General features: G+C 75.2%; 19 protein-coding genes. 8 read left to right on the top strand and 11 right to left on the bottom strand.

Going from position 1 to position 16031, the window contains the following annotated elements:
• The first annotated feature begins 4 nt into the window (after positions 1-4).
• The 4 genes from F1C76_12155 to F1C76_12140 all read left to right on the top strand — a co-directional run bounded on the left by F1C76_12155 (position 5) and on the right by F1C76_12140 (position 4648).
• The gene (locus F1C76_12155; protein ID QNG37240.1) at positions 5-796 is read left to right on the top strand and encodes an MBL fold metallo-hydrolase; all 792 of its coding nucleotides are present in this window, start codon (positions 5-7) and stop codon (positions 794-796) included.
• Positions 793-1398, top strand: coding sequence for a DedA family protein (locus tag F1C76_12150; protein QNG37239.1), 606 nt, complete (start codon positions 793-795; stop codon positions 1396-1398). The genes F1C76_12155 and F1C76_12150 overlap by 4 nt, the downstream gene beginning before the upstream one ends.
• On the top strand, positions 1395-3527 hold the full coding sequence (locus F1C76_12145) for a phage holin family protein (protein QNG37238.1): 2133 nt from the start codon (positions 1395-1397) through the stop codon (positions 3525-3527). The genes F1C76_12150 and F1C76_12145 overlap by 4 nt, the downstream gene beginning before the upstream one ends.
• Before the next feature lie 137 nt (positions 3528-3664).
• Entirely contained in the window at positions 3665-4648 is a 984-nt protein-coding gene (locus F1C76_12140; GenBank protein QNG37237.1) for a glucosyl-3-phosphoglycerate synthase, read from the top strand.
• Here the strand turns inward: F1C76_12140 and F1C76_12135 are convergent.
• The 3 genes from F1C76_12135 to F1C76_12125 are packed head-to-tail and all read right to left on the bottom strand — an operon-like array spanning position 4641 to position 6421.
• Positions 4641-5306, bottom strand: a complete 666-nt coding sequence (locus F1C76_12135) for an HAD family hydrolase (protein QNG37236.1) — start codon at positions 5304-5306, stop codon at positions 4641-4643. The genes F1C76_12140 and F1C76_12135 overlap by 8 nt on opposite strands.
• Before the next feature lie 30 nt (positions 5307-5336).
• Positions 5337-5627, bottom strand: coding sequence for a hypothetical protein (locus F1C76_12130; GenBank protein ID QNG37235.1), 291 nt, complete (start codon positions 5625-5627; stop codon positions 5337-5339).
• Complete coding sequence (locus F1C76_12125) at positions 5624-6421, bottom strand: DUF427 domain-containing protein (protein ID QNG37234.1); 798 nt, start codon at positions 6419-6421, stop codon at positions 5624-5626. Before F1C76_12125 ends, F1C76_12130 begins: the two co-directional genes overlap by 4 nt.
• 59 nt (positions 6422-6480) lie before the next feature.
• On the opposite strand from F1C76_12125, the gene F1C76_12120 reads away from it, so the two are divergent.
• Both F1C76_12120 and F1C76_12115 read left to right on the top strand, forming a co-directional pair.
• The gene (locus tag F1C76_12120) at positions 6481-6939 is read left to right on the top strand and encodes a hypothetical protein (GenBank protein ID QNG37233.1); all 459 of its coding nucleotides are present in this window, start codon (positions 6481-6483) and stop codon (positions 6937-6939) included.
• A gap of 16 nt (positions 6940-6955) precedes the next feature.
• The gene (locus F1C76_12115) at positions 6956-7720 is read left to right on the top strand and encodes a TetR family transcriptional regulator (protein ID QNG37232.1); all 765 of its coding nucleotides are present in this window, start codon (positions 6956-6958) and stop codon (positions 7718-7720) included.
• Here F1C76_12115 and F1C76_12110 read toward each other — a convergent pair.
• The 3 genes from F1C76_12110 to F1C76_12100 form a co-directional block, all read right to left on the bottom strand.
• Entirely contained in the window at positions 7618-8208 is a 591-nt protein-coding gene (locus F1C76_12110; protein ID QNG39201.1) for a TetR family transcriptional regulator, read from the bottom strand. The genes F1C76_12115 and F1C76_12110 overlap by 103 nt on opposite strands.
• Before the next feature lie 165 nt (positions 8209-8373).
• Complete coding sequence (locus F1C76_12105; GenBank protein QNG37231.1) at positions 8374-8679, bottom strand: hypothetical protein; 306 nt, start codon at positions 8677-8679, stop codon at positions 8374-8376.
• A gap of 10 nt (positions 8680-8689) precedes the next feature.
• Positions 8690-9634, bottom strand: coding sequence for a 1,4-dihydroxy-2-naphthoyl-CoA synthase (locus F1C76_12100; GenBank protein ID QNG37230.1), 945 nt, complete (start codon positions 9632-9634; stop codon positions 8690-8692).
• Between F1C76_12100 and F1C76_12095 the strand changes: the two genes are divergently transcribed.
• Entirely contained in the window at positions 9633-10418 is a 786-nt protein-coding gene (locus F1C76_12095) for an endonuclease (protein ID QNG37229.1), read from the top strand. The two genes, F1C76_12100 and F1C76_12095, sit on opposite strands and share 2 nt — an antisense overlap.
• Here F1C76_12095 and F1C76_12090 read toward each other — a convergent pair.
• The 3 genes from F1C76_12090 to F1C76_12080 all read right to left on the bottom strand — a co-directional run bounded on the left by F1C76_12090 (position 10399) and on the right by F1C76_12080 (position 12874).
• A complete protein-coding gene (locus F1C76_12090) occupies positions 10399-11064 on the bottom strand; it encodes a hypothetical protein (GenBank protein ID QNG37228.1) in 666 nt (221 codons plus the stop codon). The genes F1C76_12095 and F1C76_12090 overlap by 20 nt on opposite strands.
• A gap of 7 nt (positions 11065-11071) precedes the next feature.
• Entirely contained in the window at positions 11072-12313 is a 1242-nt protein-coding gene (locus tag F1C76_12085) for a hypothetical protein (protein ID QNG37227.1), read from the bottom strand.
• A gap of 99 nt (positions 12314-12412) precedes the next feature.
• The gene (locus F1C76_12080) at positions 12413-12874 is read right to left on the bottom strand and encodes an NUDIX domain-containing protein (protein ID QNG37226.1); all 462 of its coding nucleotides are present in this window, start codon (positions 12872-12874) and stop codon (positions 12413-12415) included.
• Positions 12875-13084: 210 nt separating this feature from the next.
• On the opposite strand from F1C76_12080, the gene F1C76_12075 reads away from it, so the two are divergent.
• The gene (locus F1C76_12075) at positions 13085-14185 is read left to right on the top strand and encodes a type IV toxin-antitoxin system AbiEi family antitoxin domain-containing protein (GenBank protein ID QNG37225.1); all 1101 of its coding nucleotides are present in this window, start codon (positions 13085-13087) and stop codon (positions 14183-14185) included.
• 57 nt (positions 14186-14242) lie between these two features.
• Here F1C76_12075 and F1C76_12070 read toward each other — a convergent pair whose 3' ends face one another.
• Positions 14243-14716, bottom strand: coding sequence for a CoA-binding protein (locus tag F1C76_12070; GenBank protein ID QNG37224.1), 474 nt, complete (start codon positions 14714-14716; stop codon positions 14243-14245).
• Positions 14713-16002, bottom strand: a complete 1290-nt coding sequence (locus tag F1C76_12065; GenBank protein QNG37223.1) for an O-acetylhomoserine aminocarboxypropyltransferase/cysteine synthase — start codon at positions 16000-16002, stop codon at positions 14713-14715. Before F1C76_12065 ends, F1C76_12070 begins: the two co-directional genes overlap by 4 nt.
• Positions 16003-16031 lie beyond the last annotated feature (29 nt).

Below are 16031 nucleotides of genomic sequence, written 5' to 3'. Positions count from 1 at the left end.
CCCCGTGCGGACACCGGCGGCCACCTTCCTGGGCCACTCCACCGTCCGTCTCGAGCTCGCCGACCGGGTGGTGCTCACCGACCCGCTGCTCACCGGCGGGGTGGGTCCGCTGCGCCGCGTCGTCCCCCGGCTGAACCCCTCGGCGTGGGCCGACGTGGACCTCGTGCTCATCAGCCACCAGCACGGCGACCACCTGCACCTGCCCTCGCTGCGGACGCTGGGCCGCGGCACCCGCGTCGTCGTCCCCCGCGGGTCCGGGGCGTGGCTGCGCGGCAAGGGGTTCACCCGGGTCGAGGAGCTGGCGCCCGGTGAGGTGCTCACCGACGGCGCGCTGACCGTCACCGGGGTGCCCGCGCACCACAGCGGCCACCGGTGGGGCCCGCGCTCCGAGCGCGGCCCGGACGCCCTCGCGATGGGCCACCTGCTCTCCGACGGGACGACGACGGTCTACGCCGCCGGCGACACCGACGTGTTCCCCGAGATGTCCTCCCTGGGGACGATCGACCTCGCGCTGCTGCCCGTCTGGGGCTGGGGCACCTCCCTGGGCCCGGGGCACCTCGACCCGGCCGGCGCGGCCCTGGCCTGCGCGTTGCTGCACCCGCGGCACGCCGTCCCAGTGCACTGGGGCACCCTCGCAGCCGTGGGGACGACGACACTGCCGCGCGTGGGTCCCCTCATGCGCCGGCTGCTCGTCGACCCCCCGCACGACTTCGCCGCCGCGGTGGCCGCCGCCGGCCTGGACACCACCGTCCTCGTCACCGCCCCCGGCTCCCCGATCGCCTGGCCCGCCCCGTGAGCGTCACCGTGCTCGCCTCGGGGTGGACCGACGGGAGCTCGCTGGGCTACCCGGTGCTGTTCGGCGGCATCCTGCTCGGCTCGATCGTGCCCGTCGTCCCCACCGGGCCGCTGCTGTCGGTGGCGGCCGCGGTCGCGATGACCACCGACCGGCTGGAGATCGCCCTCGTCCTGGTGCTCGCCACCCTGGCCGCCTTCCTCGGCGACGTCGTGACGTTCTCCATTGCCCGGTTCGGCGGCCCGTCGGCGGTCCGCTGGGTCTCCCGCGGCCAGCACGCCTCCCGGCTGGAGGAGGTGCGCACCCAGTTCCGGGCGCACGGCTGGCAGATCGTCGTCGCCGGCCGGCTGCTGCCCGCCGGCCGCATCCCGGTGCTGGTCGCCACCGGCGCGCTGGCCTACCCCTGGCGCCGGCTGCTCCCCGCCTCGTTCGGCGCCGCCCTGCTGTGGGCGGTCGCCTACGCCCTGCTCGGCGTGGTCAGCGGCGGCATCTTCGACAACCCGCTGATCGCCACCCTGGTGGCCACCGGGCTGGTGCTGCTGGTGGGGCTGGTCGGCAACCTGGTGGCCTCCCGGCGCCGGAAGCGGAAGCAGCCGGTCGAGTGAGCGCCCCGCACCGTCCCCCCGGCCGGGTGCTCACCTCCGGCCGCGCCGTCGCCCGGGTGCTGCTGGTCTGGCTGCTCGCCACCCTGGCGCTGTGGGGCCTGGACCGCTGGCTCACCGGCTTCGCCATGGACGCGTGGTGGCAGCCGCCGGTCGCCGCGTTGCTGCTGGGCGTGCTGGCCGGTGTCGTCTGGCCGCTGCTCATGCGCATCGCGCTGCCGTTCGCGTTCGTGACGCTGGGCCTGGGCGGGTTCCTGGTGCTCGGCGCCGGCGTGCTGGGCGTCTTCTACGCCATCCCCGGGGTCGAGGTCACCTCCTTCCGGACGTCGATCGTGGTCGCGGTCGCGATGGCCGGGGTGGCGGCGGTGATCAGCAGCGCGCTGGCCCTGGACGAGGACGAGCTGTTCCACCGGCGGGCCCGGCGCAAGGCCGGCGACGGCACCCGGGACGACGTCCCCGGTGTGCTGTTCCTGCAGATCGACGGCCTCGGGCACGCGATCGCCCGCCGTGCCGTGCGGGACGGCACGATGCCCACGCTCGCCGCGTGGCTGCGCGCCGACAGCCACGTGCTCACCTCCTGGCACACCGACTGGAGCTCGCAGACCGGGGCCAGCGTCTGCGGGATCCTGCAGGGCGACAACTTCGACGTCGTCGCCTTCCGCTGGTACGAGAAGGAGCGCGACCGGGTGGTCACCGTCTCCCACCCGGGGGACGCCGCGCTGGTCGAGGCCCGGCACAGCGACGGGGCCGGGCTGCTGTCCGGGGGCGGCGCCGGGCGCGGCAACCTGTTCACCGGGGACGCCGACCACGTCTCGCTCACGATGAGCGCACTGCCCAAGCTGGTCGCCCGGGGCTCGCGGGCCGCCGACGCGCGCTTCGGCGCCGGCTACTACTCCTACTTCGCCAACCCGGTGAACACCCTGCGCACGCTGGCGGTGTCCCTGGTCGACGTGTGGCGCGAGCTGCGCGCGGCGGGCAAGCAGCGCCGCGCCGACGTCCGCCCCCGGGTGCGGCGCGGCGGCGTCTACCCGCTGGCCCGACCGGGGACGACGGTCATCGCCCGGGACGTCGTCGTCGCCGCGCTGATCGAGGACATGGTCGCCGGCCGCCCCGTCGCCTACGCGGACTTCCTGGGCTACGACGAGGTCGCGCACCACTCCGGGATCGAGCGCTACGACACCCTCGAGGTGCTGCGCAGCATCGACCAGCAGATCGGCCGGCTCTGGCGGGCCACCCAGCTCGCCCCCCGGCCCTACCACCTGGTCTGCCTCTCCGACCACGGCCAGACCCAGGGCCAGGCCTTCGCCGACCGGTTCGGCGAGACCGTCGAGGAGCTGGTCGGCCGGCTGTGCGGCGGTGTGCCGCAGACCCGCCGGCACCGCGGCCGGCACAAGCCGCTCGCCGGCCCCTCGGACAGCCGCCGCCCCGCGGAGGGCTGGCAGGTGGGCGCCGCGCTCGCCGAGGTGTCCACCGGGGACGGCCCGATCGCCCGCCGGCTGCGCGCCCGGGTGGAGACGGCCGGCTCGGCCGAGCACCGCCCCCGGGACGTCACCGGCGAGCCCGGCCGGACCGCGCGGGTGGCCCCCGGGGTGGTCTGCGTGGTCAGCGGGCACACCGCGCTGGTCAGCTTCACCGACCTGCCCGGCCGGGCCACCATCGAGCAGATCGAGCAGCGCTGGCCCGACCTGCTCCCCCGGCTCGTCGACCACGCCGGGGTGGGCTTCGTGCTGGTGCAGACCGCCGAGTTCGGCCCCGTGGTGCTCGGCCGCGACGGACTGCGCCGGCTGGACTCCGGCGTCGTCGTCGGCGAGGACCCGCTGGAGCCCTACGGCGAGCACGCCGCATCGCTGGTCGCCCGGGCCTCGACCTTCCCCCACTGCGCCGACCTGATGATCAACAGCCGGTACGACCCGGAGACCGACGAGGCCTCCCCCTTCGAGCCGCACGTGGGGTCGCACGGTGGGCTCGGCGGGCCGCAGCAGCACGGCTTCCTGGTCTACCCGTCGTCCTTCACCCCGCCCGGGGAGGTGGTCGGCGCCGAGGCGCTGCACCGGGTCCTCCGCGGCTGGCTCACCGACCTGGGCCACCCCGATCCCCGCGCCGCCGCGAGGGTGGAGGCGGCCGGCGGGTGAACGACCGGTGGACGGCGGGAACGGCCTGGTCAGGCTCCGTTACGGGCGTGTGCCCCGCGCCGCGCCGGACGTGAAGATCGCGTGAACCCGCCCCTGCGGACGCGACAGGAGAGGCAGGGGTGTCTGACAGTGGGCGCATGAGACCCGACGCCCGCGCCTGGTTCGAGCACCGCACCACCTCGGCCACCTCCCTGGCCGAGATCGACGTCCCCGCCCTGCTCGCGGCCAAGCGCCGCGGGGGCCACCGGATCTCGGTCGTGCTCCCCGCGCGCAACGAGGCGGCCACGGTCGGCGGGCTGGTCCGCGACCTGGTCACCCGCTGGGTCGAGGACGTGCAGCTGGTCGACGAGGTCCTGGTGATGGACTCCGACTCCACCGACGACACCGCCGCGATCGCCCGGGCCGCCGGCGCCGACGTGGTGGCCACCGCCGACGTGCTGCCCGGCCACGGGTCGCGCCGCGGCAAGGGCGAGGCGCTGTGGAAGTCCCTGGCCGCCACCAGCGGAGACCTGGTCGTGTTCATCGACTCCGACCTGCTCAACGACGTCAGCCACTACGTGCCGGGCCTGCTCGGCCCGTTGCTCACCGACCCGCGGGTCGACTACGTCAAGGGCTGCTACACCCGCCCGCTGTCCGTGGACGGCGAGGTGCGCGCGGCCGGCGGCGGCCGGGTCACCGAGCTCACCGCGCGACCGCTGCTCAACGCGCTGTGGCCCGAGCTGGCCGGCTTCGTGCAGCCCCTGGGCGGGGAGTACGCCGGACGGCGTTCGGCCCTGGAGCAGGTGCCCTTCGTCTCCGGCTACGGGGTCGAGGTGGGTCTGCTGGTCGACCTGCTGCAGGTCTGCGGCCTGCCCGGCCTGGCCCAGGTCGACCTCGGCACCCGGGTGCACTCGCACCAGACCGACGAGGCGCTCGGCGCGATGGCCGGTCAGATCCTGTCGACCGTGCTGGCCCGCTCCCAGCGCGGCAACCGGCACCGCTCGGCACCGGGCGGGCTGCTCACCCAGTTCGCGCACGACGGCGAGGGCTTCGTGCCCACCAGCATCCCGGTCGCGGTCGACCAGCGGCCGCCGATGGTGACCGTGGCCGACTACGTCGAGCGGTTCGCCGCCGTCAGCTGAGCGCGGTGGCGTCGAGGTCGGCGGCCAGGTCGCCCGGGGTGTCGTACAGAGCCACGGCGCCGGCCTCGCATCGTTCGTCGTCCCCGAAGCCACCGGAGCGGACGGCGATGGCGGGCATGCCGGCCCGCTTCGCCGCCTCCACGTCGAACACCGAGTCCCCGATCAGCACGGCGGGTGCGTCCGCGGGCTCGCCCAGCTTGCGCAGCGCGGTCTGCAGCAGGTCCGGCGCGGGCTTGGAAGACTCGACGTCGTCGCTGGTGGTCCAGTCCTCGGCGAGATCCCGGGCGTCGAGCAGGTCGAGGTAGCCGTCGACCTGCGACTGCTTGCCGGAGCTGGCGAGCACCAGCCGGTGGCCGCGGTCGCGGATCGCCACCAGCAGGTCCCGGGCGCCGGGCAGCGGGGACAGCTCACCGAGCAGGGGTTCCACCTCGGCCGCCCAGCGGTCCCGCACCTCGTCGCCGACCCGGTCCTCCAGCTCCTGCCCGCCGATCGCGGCCACCAGCTGGTCCCCGCCCATCCCGATCAGCCGGTGCAGCCGCCACACCGGGAAGGTCTCCCCCACCGAGCGGAACGCCCGGTACCAGCCCAGCGCGTGGTGGTAGTTCGAGTCGACGAGGGTGCCGTCGACGTCCAGGACAGCGATCACGGGTGCGGGCACGGTCCCCGCGGTGCCCAGGGGCCGGTGGGCTCAACCCGAGGTGGTCTGCTCCGCGCAGTCGGCCAGCAGGGCGTCGGCGACGGGCAGGTCGTCGACGTCGAGCTCGACGTCGGCGCCCTCGTCGTCGACCGCGCCCTGCTCGGCGAACGTGTCCAGCGTGCTGCCGGAGACGTCGGCGTCCAGCAGGCCCGCGGCGAAGCAGTCGGCCAGCGCGGCGGGGGCGCCGTCGTCCTGCAGGGCGGCGCTGATCGTCGAGGCCGCGGGCGGGCTGCCGCAGCCGGCCAGCATCAGCGCGCCGACCAGCAGCAGGGGCGCTCTCACCCGACCCGCACCTCGACGTCCTCGGCGGAGTCGTCCACGCCCCAGTACCCGGCCACGCCCTGGGCCTCGGGGAACGCCGCGACGTAGGACCACAGCAGGTCCTCCCGCCGGGTGCCGTCGACGGTGAGGTGGGCGTAGCTCGCCACGCCCTTGTAGGGGCACTCGCTGCGGGTGTCCGACGCCGTCAGCGCTGCCGGGTCGACCGTCTCGCGGGGCAGGTACCAGCGGGTGGGCAGGCCGGTCTCGTACAGCGCGACGGCCCGGTCGGTCCGTGCGACGACGGTGCCGCCCACGGTGACGGTGACCTCACGGCTGCTGCGCCGGGTGTCCACCCGGTGGAAGGGGTCGCGCGGATGGCCGCCGAAGACCAGCTCGTCCTCCTCGTACCAGGCGTCCAGCTCGCCGAAGTAGAAGGCGACGAGCCCGGCCAGCTCGGGGACGGCGTCCAGCGGCTCGGGGTAGCCCCAGACGGCGTCCTCCACCACCCGGTCGCCGACGGTGAGCGACCAGTAGACGGCGTCGCCCTTGAACGGGCAGTGCGTGCTGGTGGCGGTCGGGGTGAGCAGGTCGAACCGGACGTCCTCGCGCGGCACGTACCACTGGGGCAGCAGCGCGCTCTCGTGCAGCAGCACCGCCCGCTCGGTGTCCACGACGGTCTGACCGGCCAGGACGCCGCGGACCCGCTGGGGCACGGCGTGCAGGTAGAGGAGGTGGGCCGGGGCGGCGGACAGGTCGACGTTGAACCGCCCGCGGTTGGCGTGCGCGAGCGGGCCGGGGCCGGTGGTCAGCGACATGCCGCACAGTCTCCCCCCGGCGGCGGGCGGGCCGCCGCTGCGTGCGGCAGGATCGCCGGGTGCCGTCTGACCCGTCCCCGGCCGCCGCTCCCCCGGCTCTGCCCGAACCGTCGGGCATGGTCTCCCGCTGCCCCGGGTGCGGCGCCGTGCTGGCCGCGGTCCCCGGTCTCGAGGTCCGACACGAGGGCGCCTCCCCCGCCTGCACCCGGCTCTTCGACGTCACGGTCCGGGGCCTGCGCGACGAGGCCCCCAGCGACCTGCGGGCCGCCGGCGTCCTGGAGCTGGCCGAGGCCACCTACGACGCCCAGCACCCGCTCGGGGACGACGCGGCGGCACTGGCCCGGCTGCGGCAGCTGCTCGGCGACGGGTCGGCGGCCCCCGCCGTCCGGCCCGAGCAGTGGACGACGACGGTCGCCGACGTCGCCGCCGACCTCGACGTGGTGGACCTGCCCGCGCTGGTCCGGTCCTGGTCGGCCGCCGTCGTCGGGGACTGGACGGGCGTCACGACCCGCCGCTGACGCGCTTCCCCCGGGCGTGACCCCTGCCTACGCTGCCTGCGTGCAGGAGGGCAGCGACCGGCGGGCGCGGAAGAAGGCACTGACGCGCACCGAGATCCGTGACGCCGCACACCTGCTGTTCGCCGAGCGGGGCTTCGACGCGGTGACCATCGCCGACGTCGCCGAGCGGGCCGACGTGGCCGTGCAGACCGTCTTCAACCACTTCGCGGCGAAGGAGGACCTCTTCTTCGCCGACCGCACCCCGTGGGTGGACCGGCCCGCCCAGGCCGTGCGGGAGCGGTCCGACGGCGTCGGGCCGGTCGCGGCGCTGCGCGACTTCCTGCAGCGGGAGATCAACTCCTACCCCGCCTCGGTCAGCCGCCCGGAGCGACGGCGCTACCTCGAGGTGCTCAGCGAGTCAGACGCCCTGCGTGCGGCCGAGTCACAGCGCTACCGGGTGGCCGAACGGACCCTGGCCCGCGCCGTCCTGGAGGCGTGGGAGACCGACTCGCCTCGACTGAAGTTGTCCGCCGACCTGGTCGCCGGCCAGTTCCTCAGCGCCGCCCGGGTGCTGATCGTGGCCCAGCGGCGGCTCATCCTCAGCGAGCAGGCCGACGTCACCGACGCCGACATCGCGGCCACGACCACCGCGGTCTTCGACGCGATCGCGGCGGGGCTGCAGGTGCTCGACGACCGGGCTCAGGCCGAGAGCACCGCTGCCGGCTCGACGACGGGCAGCAGCACCTCGGCGACGAGCTCGTCGACCTCAGCGTCGGTCAGCGGCACCGCGAAGGCGGTGTAGCGCTCCCACCACAGGGCCTGGACCAGCGTGCCCAGCAGCGCGCGCCGGTTCTCCGGGACGACGACGCCCCGGTCGGCCGAGCGGTCGGTGATCTCGGTGAGCACCGCGGCCAACGGCTGGACGACCGCCGAGTCGAGCCCGGCACGCAGCTCGGGGTCGTGCCGGGCGGCGCCGACCAGGCTGGCCGCGGCGCGCTCCTCGCGGTCCAGCGGGCGCGTCCAGGGGCCGAGCAGCTCGGTGAGGTCGCCGCGTACGGAGCCGGAGTCCTCCGGGGTGCGGACCAGCTGGAAGCCGGTGACCGCGTGCCGGGCCAGCGCCGCCATCGTGGGCCAGCGCCGGTAGATGCCGGCCTTGCCGGCCCGGGCACGGGCGGCGACCCGGTCGCTGTTGAGCCGGCCCCACCCCTCGTCGGCCAGGATGTCGACCGCCACCGAGGTCAGCTGGTCGCTGAGCTCGGGGCTGAGGGGCCGTCCTGGGGAACGCACCAGCGCCGGTGCGGGAACGTCATTGGTGCTCGTCACAACCCCATGGTGCCTCTAGGAGTGGAGTCACCACAACGACCGACGTCCGACAATTCCGCGTGTCCCTTACGCCGTCAGCCTGGTGTCACTCGGCGTGACGAAAACAGGTCGTCACGTGTTCAACCAGTCACCTCAGCCGGCGGCGGACTCCACGTGCACCCGGATCCCGGCGCCGTCCTCCACGAGCCAGCCGTGCTGCTCGGCGTAGCGGAGCATGCCGACCCAGCCCGGGTCGGTGTCCGGCAGCTGCGCAGCGGCCCGCAGCGCGGCCGTGTCCAGCACCGCGTCGTCCGGCCCGTCGAGCCGGCCCAGACCGGCCGCGCGCAGGGCGGCGTCGGCCTCCGCGGCGTCGACCACCCCCAGCGCGAGGTGCAACCTCGTCAGGTCGTCCACGTCGACCACCCGGACGTCGTCCGGGCCCAGCACCTCGACGATCACGTGCGCCTCCTCAGACGTGCCAGGGGAACCGGCTGAAGTCCGCCGGCCGCTTCTCCAGGAAGGAGTCCCGCCCCTCGACGGCCTCCTCGGCCATGTAGGCCAGCCGGGTGGTCTCCCCGGCGAACAGCTGCTGACCGACGAGCCCGTCGTCGATGGCGTTGAAGGAGTACTTGAGCATCCGCTGCGCGGTCGGGCTCTTGGCCACGATCCGCCTGCCCCAGTCCAGGGCGGTGGCCTCGAGCTCGGCGTGCGGGACGACGGCGTTGACCATGCCCATCCGGTGCGCGTCGGCCGCGGAGTACTCGTCACCGAGGAAGAAGATCTCCCGGGCGAACTTCTGCCCCACCTGGCGGGCCAGGTAGGCCGAGCCGAACCCGCCGTCGAAGCTGCCCACGTCGGCGTCGGTCTGCTTGAACCGGGCGTGCTCGGCGCTGGCCAGGGTCAGGTCGCTGACCACGTGCAGGCTGTGCCCGCCGCCGGCCACCCAACCGGGGGTCACCGCGATGACGACCTTGGGCATGAAGCGGATCAGCCGCTGCACCTCCAGGATGTGCAGCCGCCCGCTCACCCCGGCGCCGGCCTCGTAGCCGTACTTGCCGCGCACCCGCTGGTCCCCGCCGGAGCAGAAGGCCCAGCCGCCGTCCTTGGGGCTCGGGCCGTTGCCGGTGAGCAGCACGCAGCCGACGTCGGTGGCCAGCCGGGCGTGCTCCAGGACCTGCAGCAGCTGGTCGACGGTCTGCGGCCGGAAGGCGTTGCGGACCTCGGGTCGGTCGAAGGCCACCCGCACGACGCCGGCGTCCACCGCCCGGTGGTACGTCAGGTCGGTCAGGCCCTCGAAGCCCTCGACGGTCTGCCAGGCGGCCGGGTCGAACGTCTCGGAGACGCCCTCGAGTGCACTCACGCAGGCGACCGTAGCCCGCGCGCGCCCGACCCAGAACCCGCAGGGTGGGCCCATGCGCGTCGGCACCCTGAACCTGGCCTCCGGGCGCGACTCCTCGGGCCGGTCCGCCTCCCGCGACGACCTGTCGGGCGCCCTCGCCGACCTGGACGTCGACGTGCTGGCACTCCAGGAGGTCGACGTCGAGCAGGCGCGTTCGCACCGGGTGCACCAGCCCGCCGCGGTGGCCGAGGCGGTCGGGGCCACCGACTGGCGGTTCGCCCCGACCCTGGCCGGCACGCCCGACCCGTTCGCCTCCTGGACGGCGCTGGACGGCGTCCTCCAGGGGCCCGGCGACGCCGTCACCGGACCGCACTACGGGGTGGCGCTGCTCAGCCGGCTGCCGGTGCGCCGCTGGCACGTGCTGGGTCTGCGGGCCGGCCCGCTCAAGCTGCCGCTGGTGGCACCGGACCCGCGCACCGGCGACCGGAAGCTGTGGTGGTTCCCCGACGAGCCCCGCGCCGCGATCGCCGCCGAGCTCGACGGGGTGACCGTCGTCGGCACGCACCTGTCCTTCTCCGCCCCCTCGGCGGCCCGGCAGCTGCGCCGGGTGCACCGCTGGACCCGCTCGCTGCCCGGCCCGGTGCTCGTCGCCGGCGACCTCAACCTCGGCGGCTCGCTGTCCTCGGTGGTCACCGGTGGCCGCCGGCTGGTCAGCGAGCGCACCTGGCCGGCCCCGGACCCCAAGGTGCAGTTCGACCACCTGCTGTCCCTGGGCGGCCTGGTCGGCACCGACCCCGTCGTCACCCGGCTGTCCCTCGGGGACCACCGGATGGCCGCGGTCACCGTCGTGCCGGGCTGACCTCCGTGGCCGGGAGCCGGCGGTCGACCAGCCGGAACAGCAGCAGCAGGGCGATCGCCAGCACCGCGACGAACGCCAGGTTGCGCAGCGCGGTCGGGTAGCCGATCTCGACGACGTCCATGAACGGGTAGGGGTACCAGTCGGTGAGCGCGCCCAGCGCCAGCGCGTAGCCGATCCAGCCCACCGGCCAGGCCATCGACCAGCCCACGGTGTGCCCGGTGACCCGCGGGCGCGGCCCGAAGGCCAGCCAGCCCACGACGGCGAGCAGCGGCGCGGCGTAGTGCAGCCCCGCGTTGGTCCACCACCCCAGCCCGACCGGGTCCAGCGTCGGGCCCAGCACGAACACGTAGACCAGCCCGGTCACCGTGATGCCCAGCAGCGCGGTCAGCCGGAGCACCCGCCAACCCCGGCCGTCGTGGTCGGGGTCCCGGGTCAGCGGCAGCACCGCGGCCAGCAGCAGCAGGTTGCTCTGGACCGTGAAGTAGGAGAAGAACCGCAGCACCCGCATCCCGGTGCCCGGGTCGTTCGTCGGCACCAGCACGTTCGCGCCGGTCACCGCCCGGCCGAGCTCGGTGAGCACGGAGACGGTCACCAGCACCGCGAGCACGGTGTGGAAGACCCGGGCAGCGGTCCGTCGGTCGGTCACCGCGGGATCATCGCCCGGCGCGGGCCCGGCTGACCAGCACCGTGCCGGACCCCGCCGCCAGCAGCAGGCCACCGCCCAGGGCGAGCAGGCCGACCGGGGTGCCGGTGGCGGCCAGCTGCGGGGCGGGGGTGACGGCGACCGGGGCCACGGGGACGGCGCCCGGCGCGGAGGACGTCGCGGTCGGCGTCGCGGGTGGGGTCGTCGGCGGGGTGACCGGGGGCGCTGCCGCGACCGGCAGGGCGGCGCTCACGTCGAGGACGTCGCCGTCGGACAGGTCGACCGACACGGTGGTCGGTGCGGCGTCCACCCCGGCCGGCGGAGCGACGACGACCACCACCGGCTGGGCGACGACGGCGGGGAAGTCGAACGCGCCGTCGGGACCGGTCACCGTGCTGGCGGGGGCGTCGGTCGCCGGATCGACCAGCGGCTCGCCCTCGGGGGTCTCCAGGGTCACTGTCAGGCCCGCGACCGGGGCCTCGGGGGTGGCCGGTGGCGGGGTGACGGTCCCGGAGAGGGTCGCGGCCAGGGCGGCGACCCAGAGCTGCGCGGTGGGCGTGGTGCCGACCGTGGGCCGGCGGGTGGAGACGAGGGTGACGGAGGTGACCTCCGCGGTCGGCCGGAACCAGGCGGACGCTCCCTCGGAGTCCAGACCCGTGGCGTTGTCGGCGGTCCCGGCGACGGTGACGGCACCCCCGGCCGAGCTGATCGCCGGGACGTTGCCGGCCTCCGGGCCGGGGCACACCCCTGGGTCGGTGCTGTCGGCCGGGTCTGCGCCGCACAGGGAGAACGCGGCCTGCACCCCCAGCTCCGCGGCGGTGAGGGGCTGCTGGTCGGCACCGGTGCCGGTGACCACGAACGACTCGGCGTCGACGTCGCCGAGCGCGAAGCCCCAGGAGCCGGCCGGTGCAGGGGAGGCGAGGGTGAGGACGGTGGTCGTCGCCTGGGCACCGGTCCGGACCGAGAGGTAGGACTGCCCGGCCGACGTGCCGAAGACGGCCCCGAACGGGGTGGCCGCGTTCAGGAAGAGGGCGGACGTCGTCGGCGTGGTCGGCGCCAGCCCACTGGTCGTCGACCGCTCGATGCCGGGGAAGCCCACCACCGCGGTGTCGTAGCTGCCGGCAGCGGCACCCCCACCCGTGGGCAGCCCGTAGGCGCCCCGCGGCGGGGCGGCGGCCGCGACCCCCGGGAGGGCGACGGCACCGACGAGAGCGGCGGCGAGGGACGTGAGGACGAGGCGCGGCAGGCGCATCCGGTGGACTCCGCAGTTCGAGGGGTGACCCGTGCCCGACGATCCTGCACGCTCCCGTTCCGGCACAGGACGAGCCGCGCCGACGTCCACCCGAACGTGTCAGCCCAGGAGCGGCAGCAGCGTGGGGAGCGAGGCGGCCAGGCCCGGGTGCAGCGGCACCCCGAGGTCGGTGGGCGACAGCCAGGCCACCCCGACGCTCTCGTCGTTGAGCTGCAGGTCCGCCGGCTCCAGGTCACCGACCGGGGTGGCCAGCACGGTGGTGTAGCTCCAGCCGCCGTGGTCGTCGACGCTCTGCGCGCCCAGGACCAGCGCCGACGCCGTCAGCCCCAGCTCCTCCCCCGCCTCGCGCAGCGCACCGTCCACCGCGGACTCGTCCGGGTGCAGCGCCCCGCCGGGGGTGCCCCAGGTGCCGCCGTGGTGGCTCCACTCGACCCGGTGCTGCAGCAGCAGCTCCACGCCGTCGGCCCCCCGGCGATGCACCAGCAGCCCGGCCGCCCCGGCCAGCCCCCAGTGCCGGTGGCCCAGCGAGCAGCGCGTCCAGCCGTCGGTGGGTGACCTCACCGCCCCATCCTCCCCTGCCGCGCGGGCAGCCGGCGGGTGGTTCCCCCCGGTGGCGGGCCGTTGCACCGGTCCACCACCGTGCAGAACGGCCCCCGACCCCGAGGAGCAGACCCAGGCCCGACGCGCTCGCCGGCGTCCACACCCGCCGGCGGTGTCCACAGATCCGTTCCCCGGACCCCGGGCGGCCGCGGCGCGGGTCACGGTCGGGGCATGACCCTCGTGCTGCCGCTGACCACCCGGGAGGCCGCGCGCCACCGGTTGGGCCTCGTCACCCGCCCTGCCCTCCTGGCCCGTGGGGTGACCGACCGGGAGATCGCGGCGGCCGTCCGTGCGGGCGAGCTGCGCCAGGTGCGGCGGGGCGCCTACGTCTCGGCCGCCGACCTGGCCGAGGTCGAGCGCACCCGTCGACTGCCGGGACTGCGGGCCCTGGCGGTGAGCGCGGCCGTCGGCGGCGGAGCGGCGCCGCTGGCCGCAGGCACGGCCGCCTGGGTCTGGGGCCTGCCCCGCTCGGCCCGTCGCCACGGCACCGTCGACCGGGTCCACCTCGTCGACCCGGCCGGGGTGGGTGGCCGGGGCCGCGACTGGGTGCTCCACCGGGCAGCCCTGCCGACGGACGAGGTGACCCGCCGGGGCGCCTACCTGCTCACCACCCCCGGTCGGACGGTGGTGGACGTGGCCCGGACCTGGCGGGAGGTCGATGCCGTGGCTGCCGCCGACGCCGCGCTCCTCCGAGGGCTGACCACACGCGAGGAGCTGGTCGAGACGCTCGAGCGACACGCCACCGTTGCCGGCACACCCGCGGTGCGGCGGGTCCTGGAGCTCGCGGACGGCCGGGCGGAGAGCTGGCTCGAGACCTGCGGTCGACTGGCCTTCGCGGCCGGTGGACTGCCGCCCTTCGTCCCCCAGGTCGAGATCTGGCTCGACGGCGAGCTGCTCAAGGTGGTCGACGGGTGGTACCCCGAGGCGGCGCTGGCCGTGGAGTTCGACGGACGCTCGAAGTACCTGGGCCCAGCCGACCAGCGGACCGACGTGTGGGAGGAGAAGCGCATCGAGGACCTGCTGCGGTCGTTCGGCATCCGCTTCGTCCGGATCACCTACCGGATGCTGGCCGAGGAGTGGTCACGACTGCGGGCCCGGGTGCTGCGGGAGCTGGCGCTGCCCGGCCCGCGGCACCGCGAGTTCGGCGAACGGGCCCGCCCGGTCGGGAAGGTCCGGACCGGGACGGCTGACGACGGCTGGCTGTGGCGGGCCCAGGACACCCTGGGTGGCCCCCTCGGCCCCGGTGGGACCGGGGGCGCGGGTCACTTCTGACGGTGGCGGGGCGTTGCACCGGCTCGCCACCGTGCAGAACGGCCCGCCACCCCTGGTTCAGCGGCGGGCCGGACGGCGGCGGGAGCTGATCACGCCGGTGTCGAAGCCGGCCAGGTGCAGGCCGCCGTGGAAGCGGGCGTGCTCGATCTTCAGGCAGCGGTCCATGACCACCTCGAGGCCGGCGTCGGTGGCCTTCGCGGCCAGGGCGTCGTCGGAGAGCCCCAGCTGCAGCCAGAAGGTGCGCGCGCCGACCGCGATCGTCTCCTCGAGCACCCCGGGCAGGTCGGCGGGCTTGCGGAAGACGTCGACCAGGTCCGGGACGCCGGGCAGCTCGGCCAGCGACGGGTACACCGGCCGGCCGAGGATCTCGCTCACCCGCGGGTTGACGAACCAGACCTCGTACGGCGTGGTCGACAGCAGGTAGGTGGCCACGAAGTAGGAGGCCCGGGACGGGTTGTCCGAGGCGCCCACGACGGCGACCGTGCGGGTGCGGTCGAGGATCGTCTGCCGTTCGCCGGCGGTCGGGTTCACGCCCGCACCGCCTGGGTCAGCGCCTGGTCCAGGTCCCACAGCACGTCCTCCACGTCCTCGAGCCCCACCGAGATGCGGATCAGGTCCGGGGACACCCCACCGGTCTCCAGCTGCTCCACCGAGAGCTGGCCGTGCGTGGTCGAGCCCGGGTGGATGACCAGGGTGCGGGCGTCGCCGATGTTGGCCAGGTGGCTGCACAGCTCCACCGACTCCACGAACCGCCGGCCGGCCTCGCGGCCCCCGACGACGCCGAAGCTGAACACCGCCCCCGGGCCCTCGGGCAGGTACTTCTCGGCCAGCGCGTGGTGCGGGTGGTCGGGCAGCCCGGAGTACCGCACCCAGGCGACCCGCTCGTCGGCGTCGAGCCACTCGGCGACGCGCTGGGCGTTGGCGACGTGCTCACGCATCCGCTGCGGCAGCGTCTCCACGCCCTGGATGAGCAGGAACGCGCTGTGCGGGCTGAGCGAGGCGCCGATGTCGCGCAGCTGCTCGCTGCGCAGCTTGGTGAGGAAGCCGTACTCGGCGAAGTTGCCCCACCAGGAGATGCCGCCGTAGGACTCCGTCGGCTCGGTCATCTGTGGGAAGTTGCCGTTGTCCCACGGGAAGGTGCCGGCGTCGACGACGACGCCGCCGATCGTGGTGCCGTGCCCGCCGATGAACTTGGTCGCCGAGTGGATCACGAGGTCGGCACCGTGCTCGATCGGCCGGCAGAGGTACGGCGTCGCCGTGGTCGCGTCGACCACCAGCGGGATGCCCGCGGCGTGCGCGACCTCGGCCAGGCCCGCGATGTCGCTGACCTCGCTGCCCGGGTTGGCCACCACCTCGGCGAACAGCAGCTTGGTGCGCGGGGTGATCGCCGCGGCGTAGTCGGCCGGGTCGTTGCCCCGCACGAACGTGGTGGTCACCCCGAACCGGCGCAGCGTGACGTCGAGCTGGGTGATCGTGCCGCCGTAGAGCGAGGCCGCGGCGACGATCTCGTCCCCGGCGCCGGCGAGCGCGGCGAAGGTCAGGAACTCCGCGGACTGCCCGGACGACGTCGCCACCGCCCCGAGCCCGCCCTCCAGCGAGGCCATCCGCTCCTCGAACGCGGCGACCGTCGGGTTGCCGATCCGGGTGTAGACGTTGCCGTACTTCTGCAGTGCGAACAGGTTCGCGGCGTCGTCGGCGCTCTCGAAGACGTAGCTGGTGGTCTGGTAGATCGGCACCGCCCGCGCCCCGGTCGTGGGGTCGGGCTGACCCCCGGCGTGCAGGGCCCGGGTGCGGAAACCCCAGTTGCGATCGGCCATGCCGTCAGTCTCCCCCGACGGTTGCGATC

The sequence above is a fragment of the Geodermatophilaceae bacterium NBWT11 genome, assembly GCA_014218215.1.
GTDB lineage: Bacteria > Actinomycetota > Actinomycetes > Mycobacteriales > Geodermatophilaceae > Klenkia.
This window is presented reverse-complemented; position numbering and strand designations above follow the sequence as displayed.

Coding starts and splice junctions, on each gene's coding strand:
- F1C76_12125 (QNG37234.1), bottom strand. CDS start 6,421: ATGTCGCTGACCACCGGCCCCGGCCCGCTCGCGCACGCCAACCGCGGG.
- F1C76_12140 (QNG37237.1), top strand. CDS start 3,665: ATGAGACCCGACGCCCGCGCCTGGTTCGAGCACCGCACCACCTCGGCC.
- F1C76_12100 (QNG37230.1), bottom strand. CDS start 9,634: ATGGGCCCACCCTGCGGGTTCTGGGTCGGGCGCGCGCGGGCTACGGTC.
- F1C76_12075 (QNG37225.1), top strand. CDS start 13,085: ATGACCCTCGTGCTGCCGCTGACCACCCGGGAGGCCGCGCGCCACCGG.
- F1C76_12065 (QNG37223.1), bottom strand. CDS start 16,002: ATGGCCGATCGCAACTGGGGTTTCCGCACCCGGGCCCTGCACGCCGGG.
- F1C76_12095 (QNG37229.1), top strand. CDS start 9,633: ATGCGCGTCGGCACCCTGAACCTGGCCTCCGGGCGCGACTCCTCGGGC.
- F1C76_12085 (QNG37227.1), bottom strand. CDS start 12,313: ATGCGCCTGCCGCGCCTCGTCCTCACGTCCCTCGCCGCCGCTCTCGTC.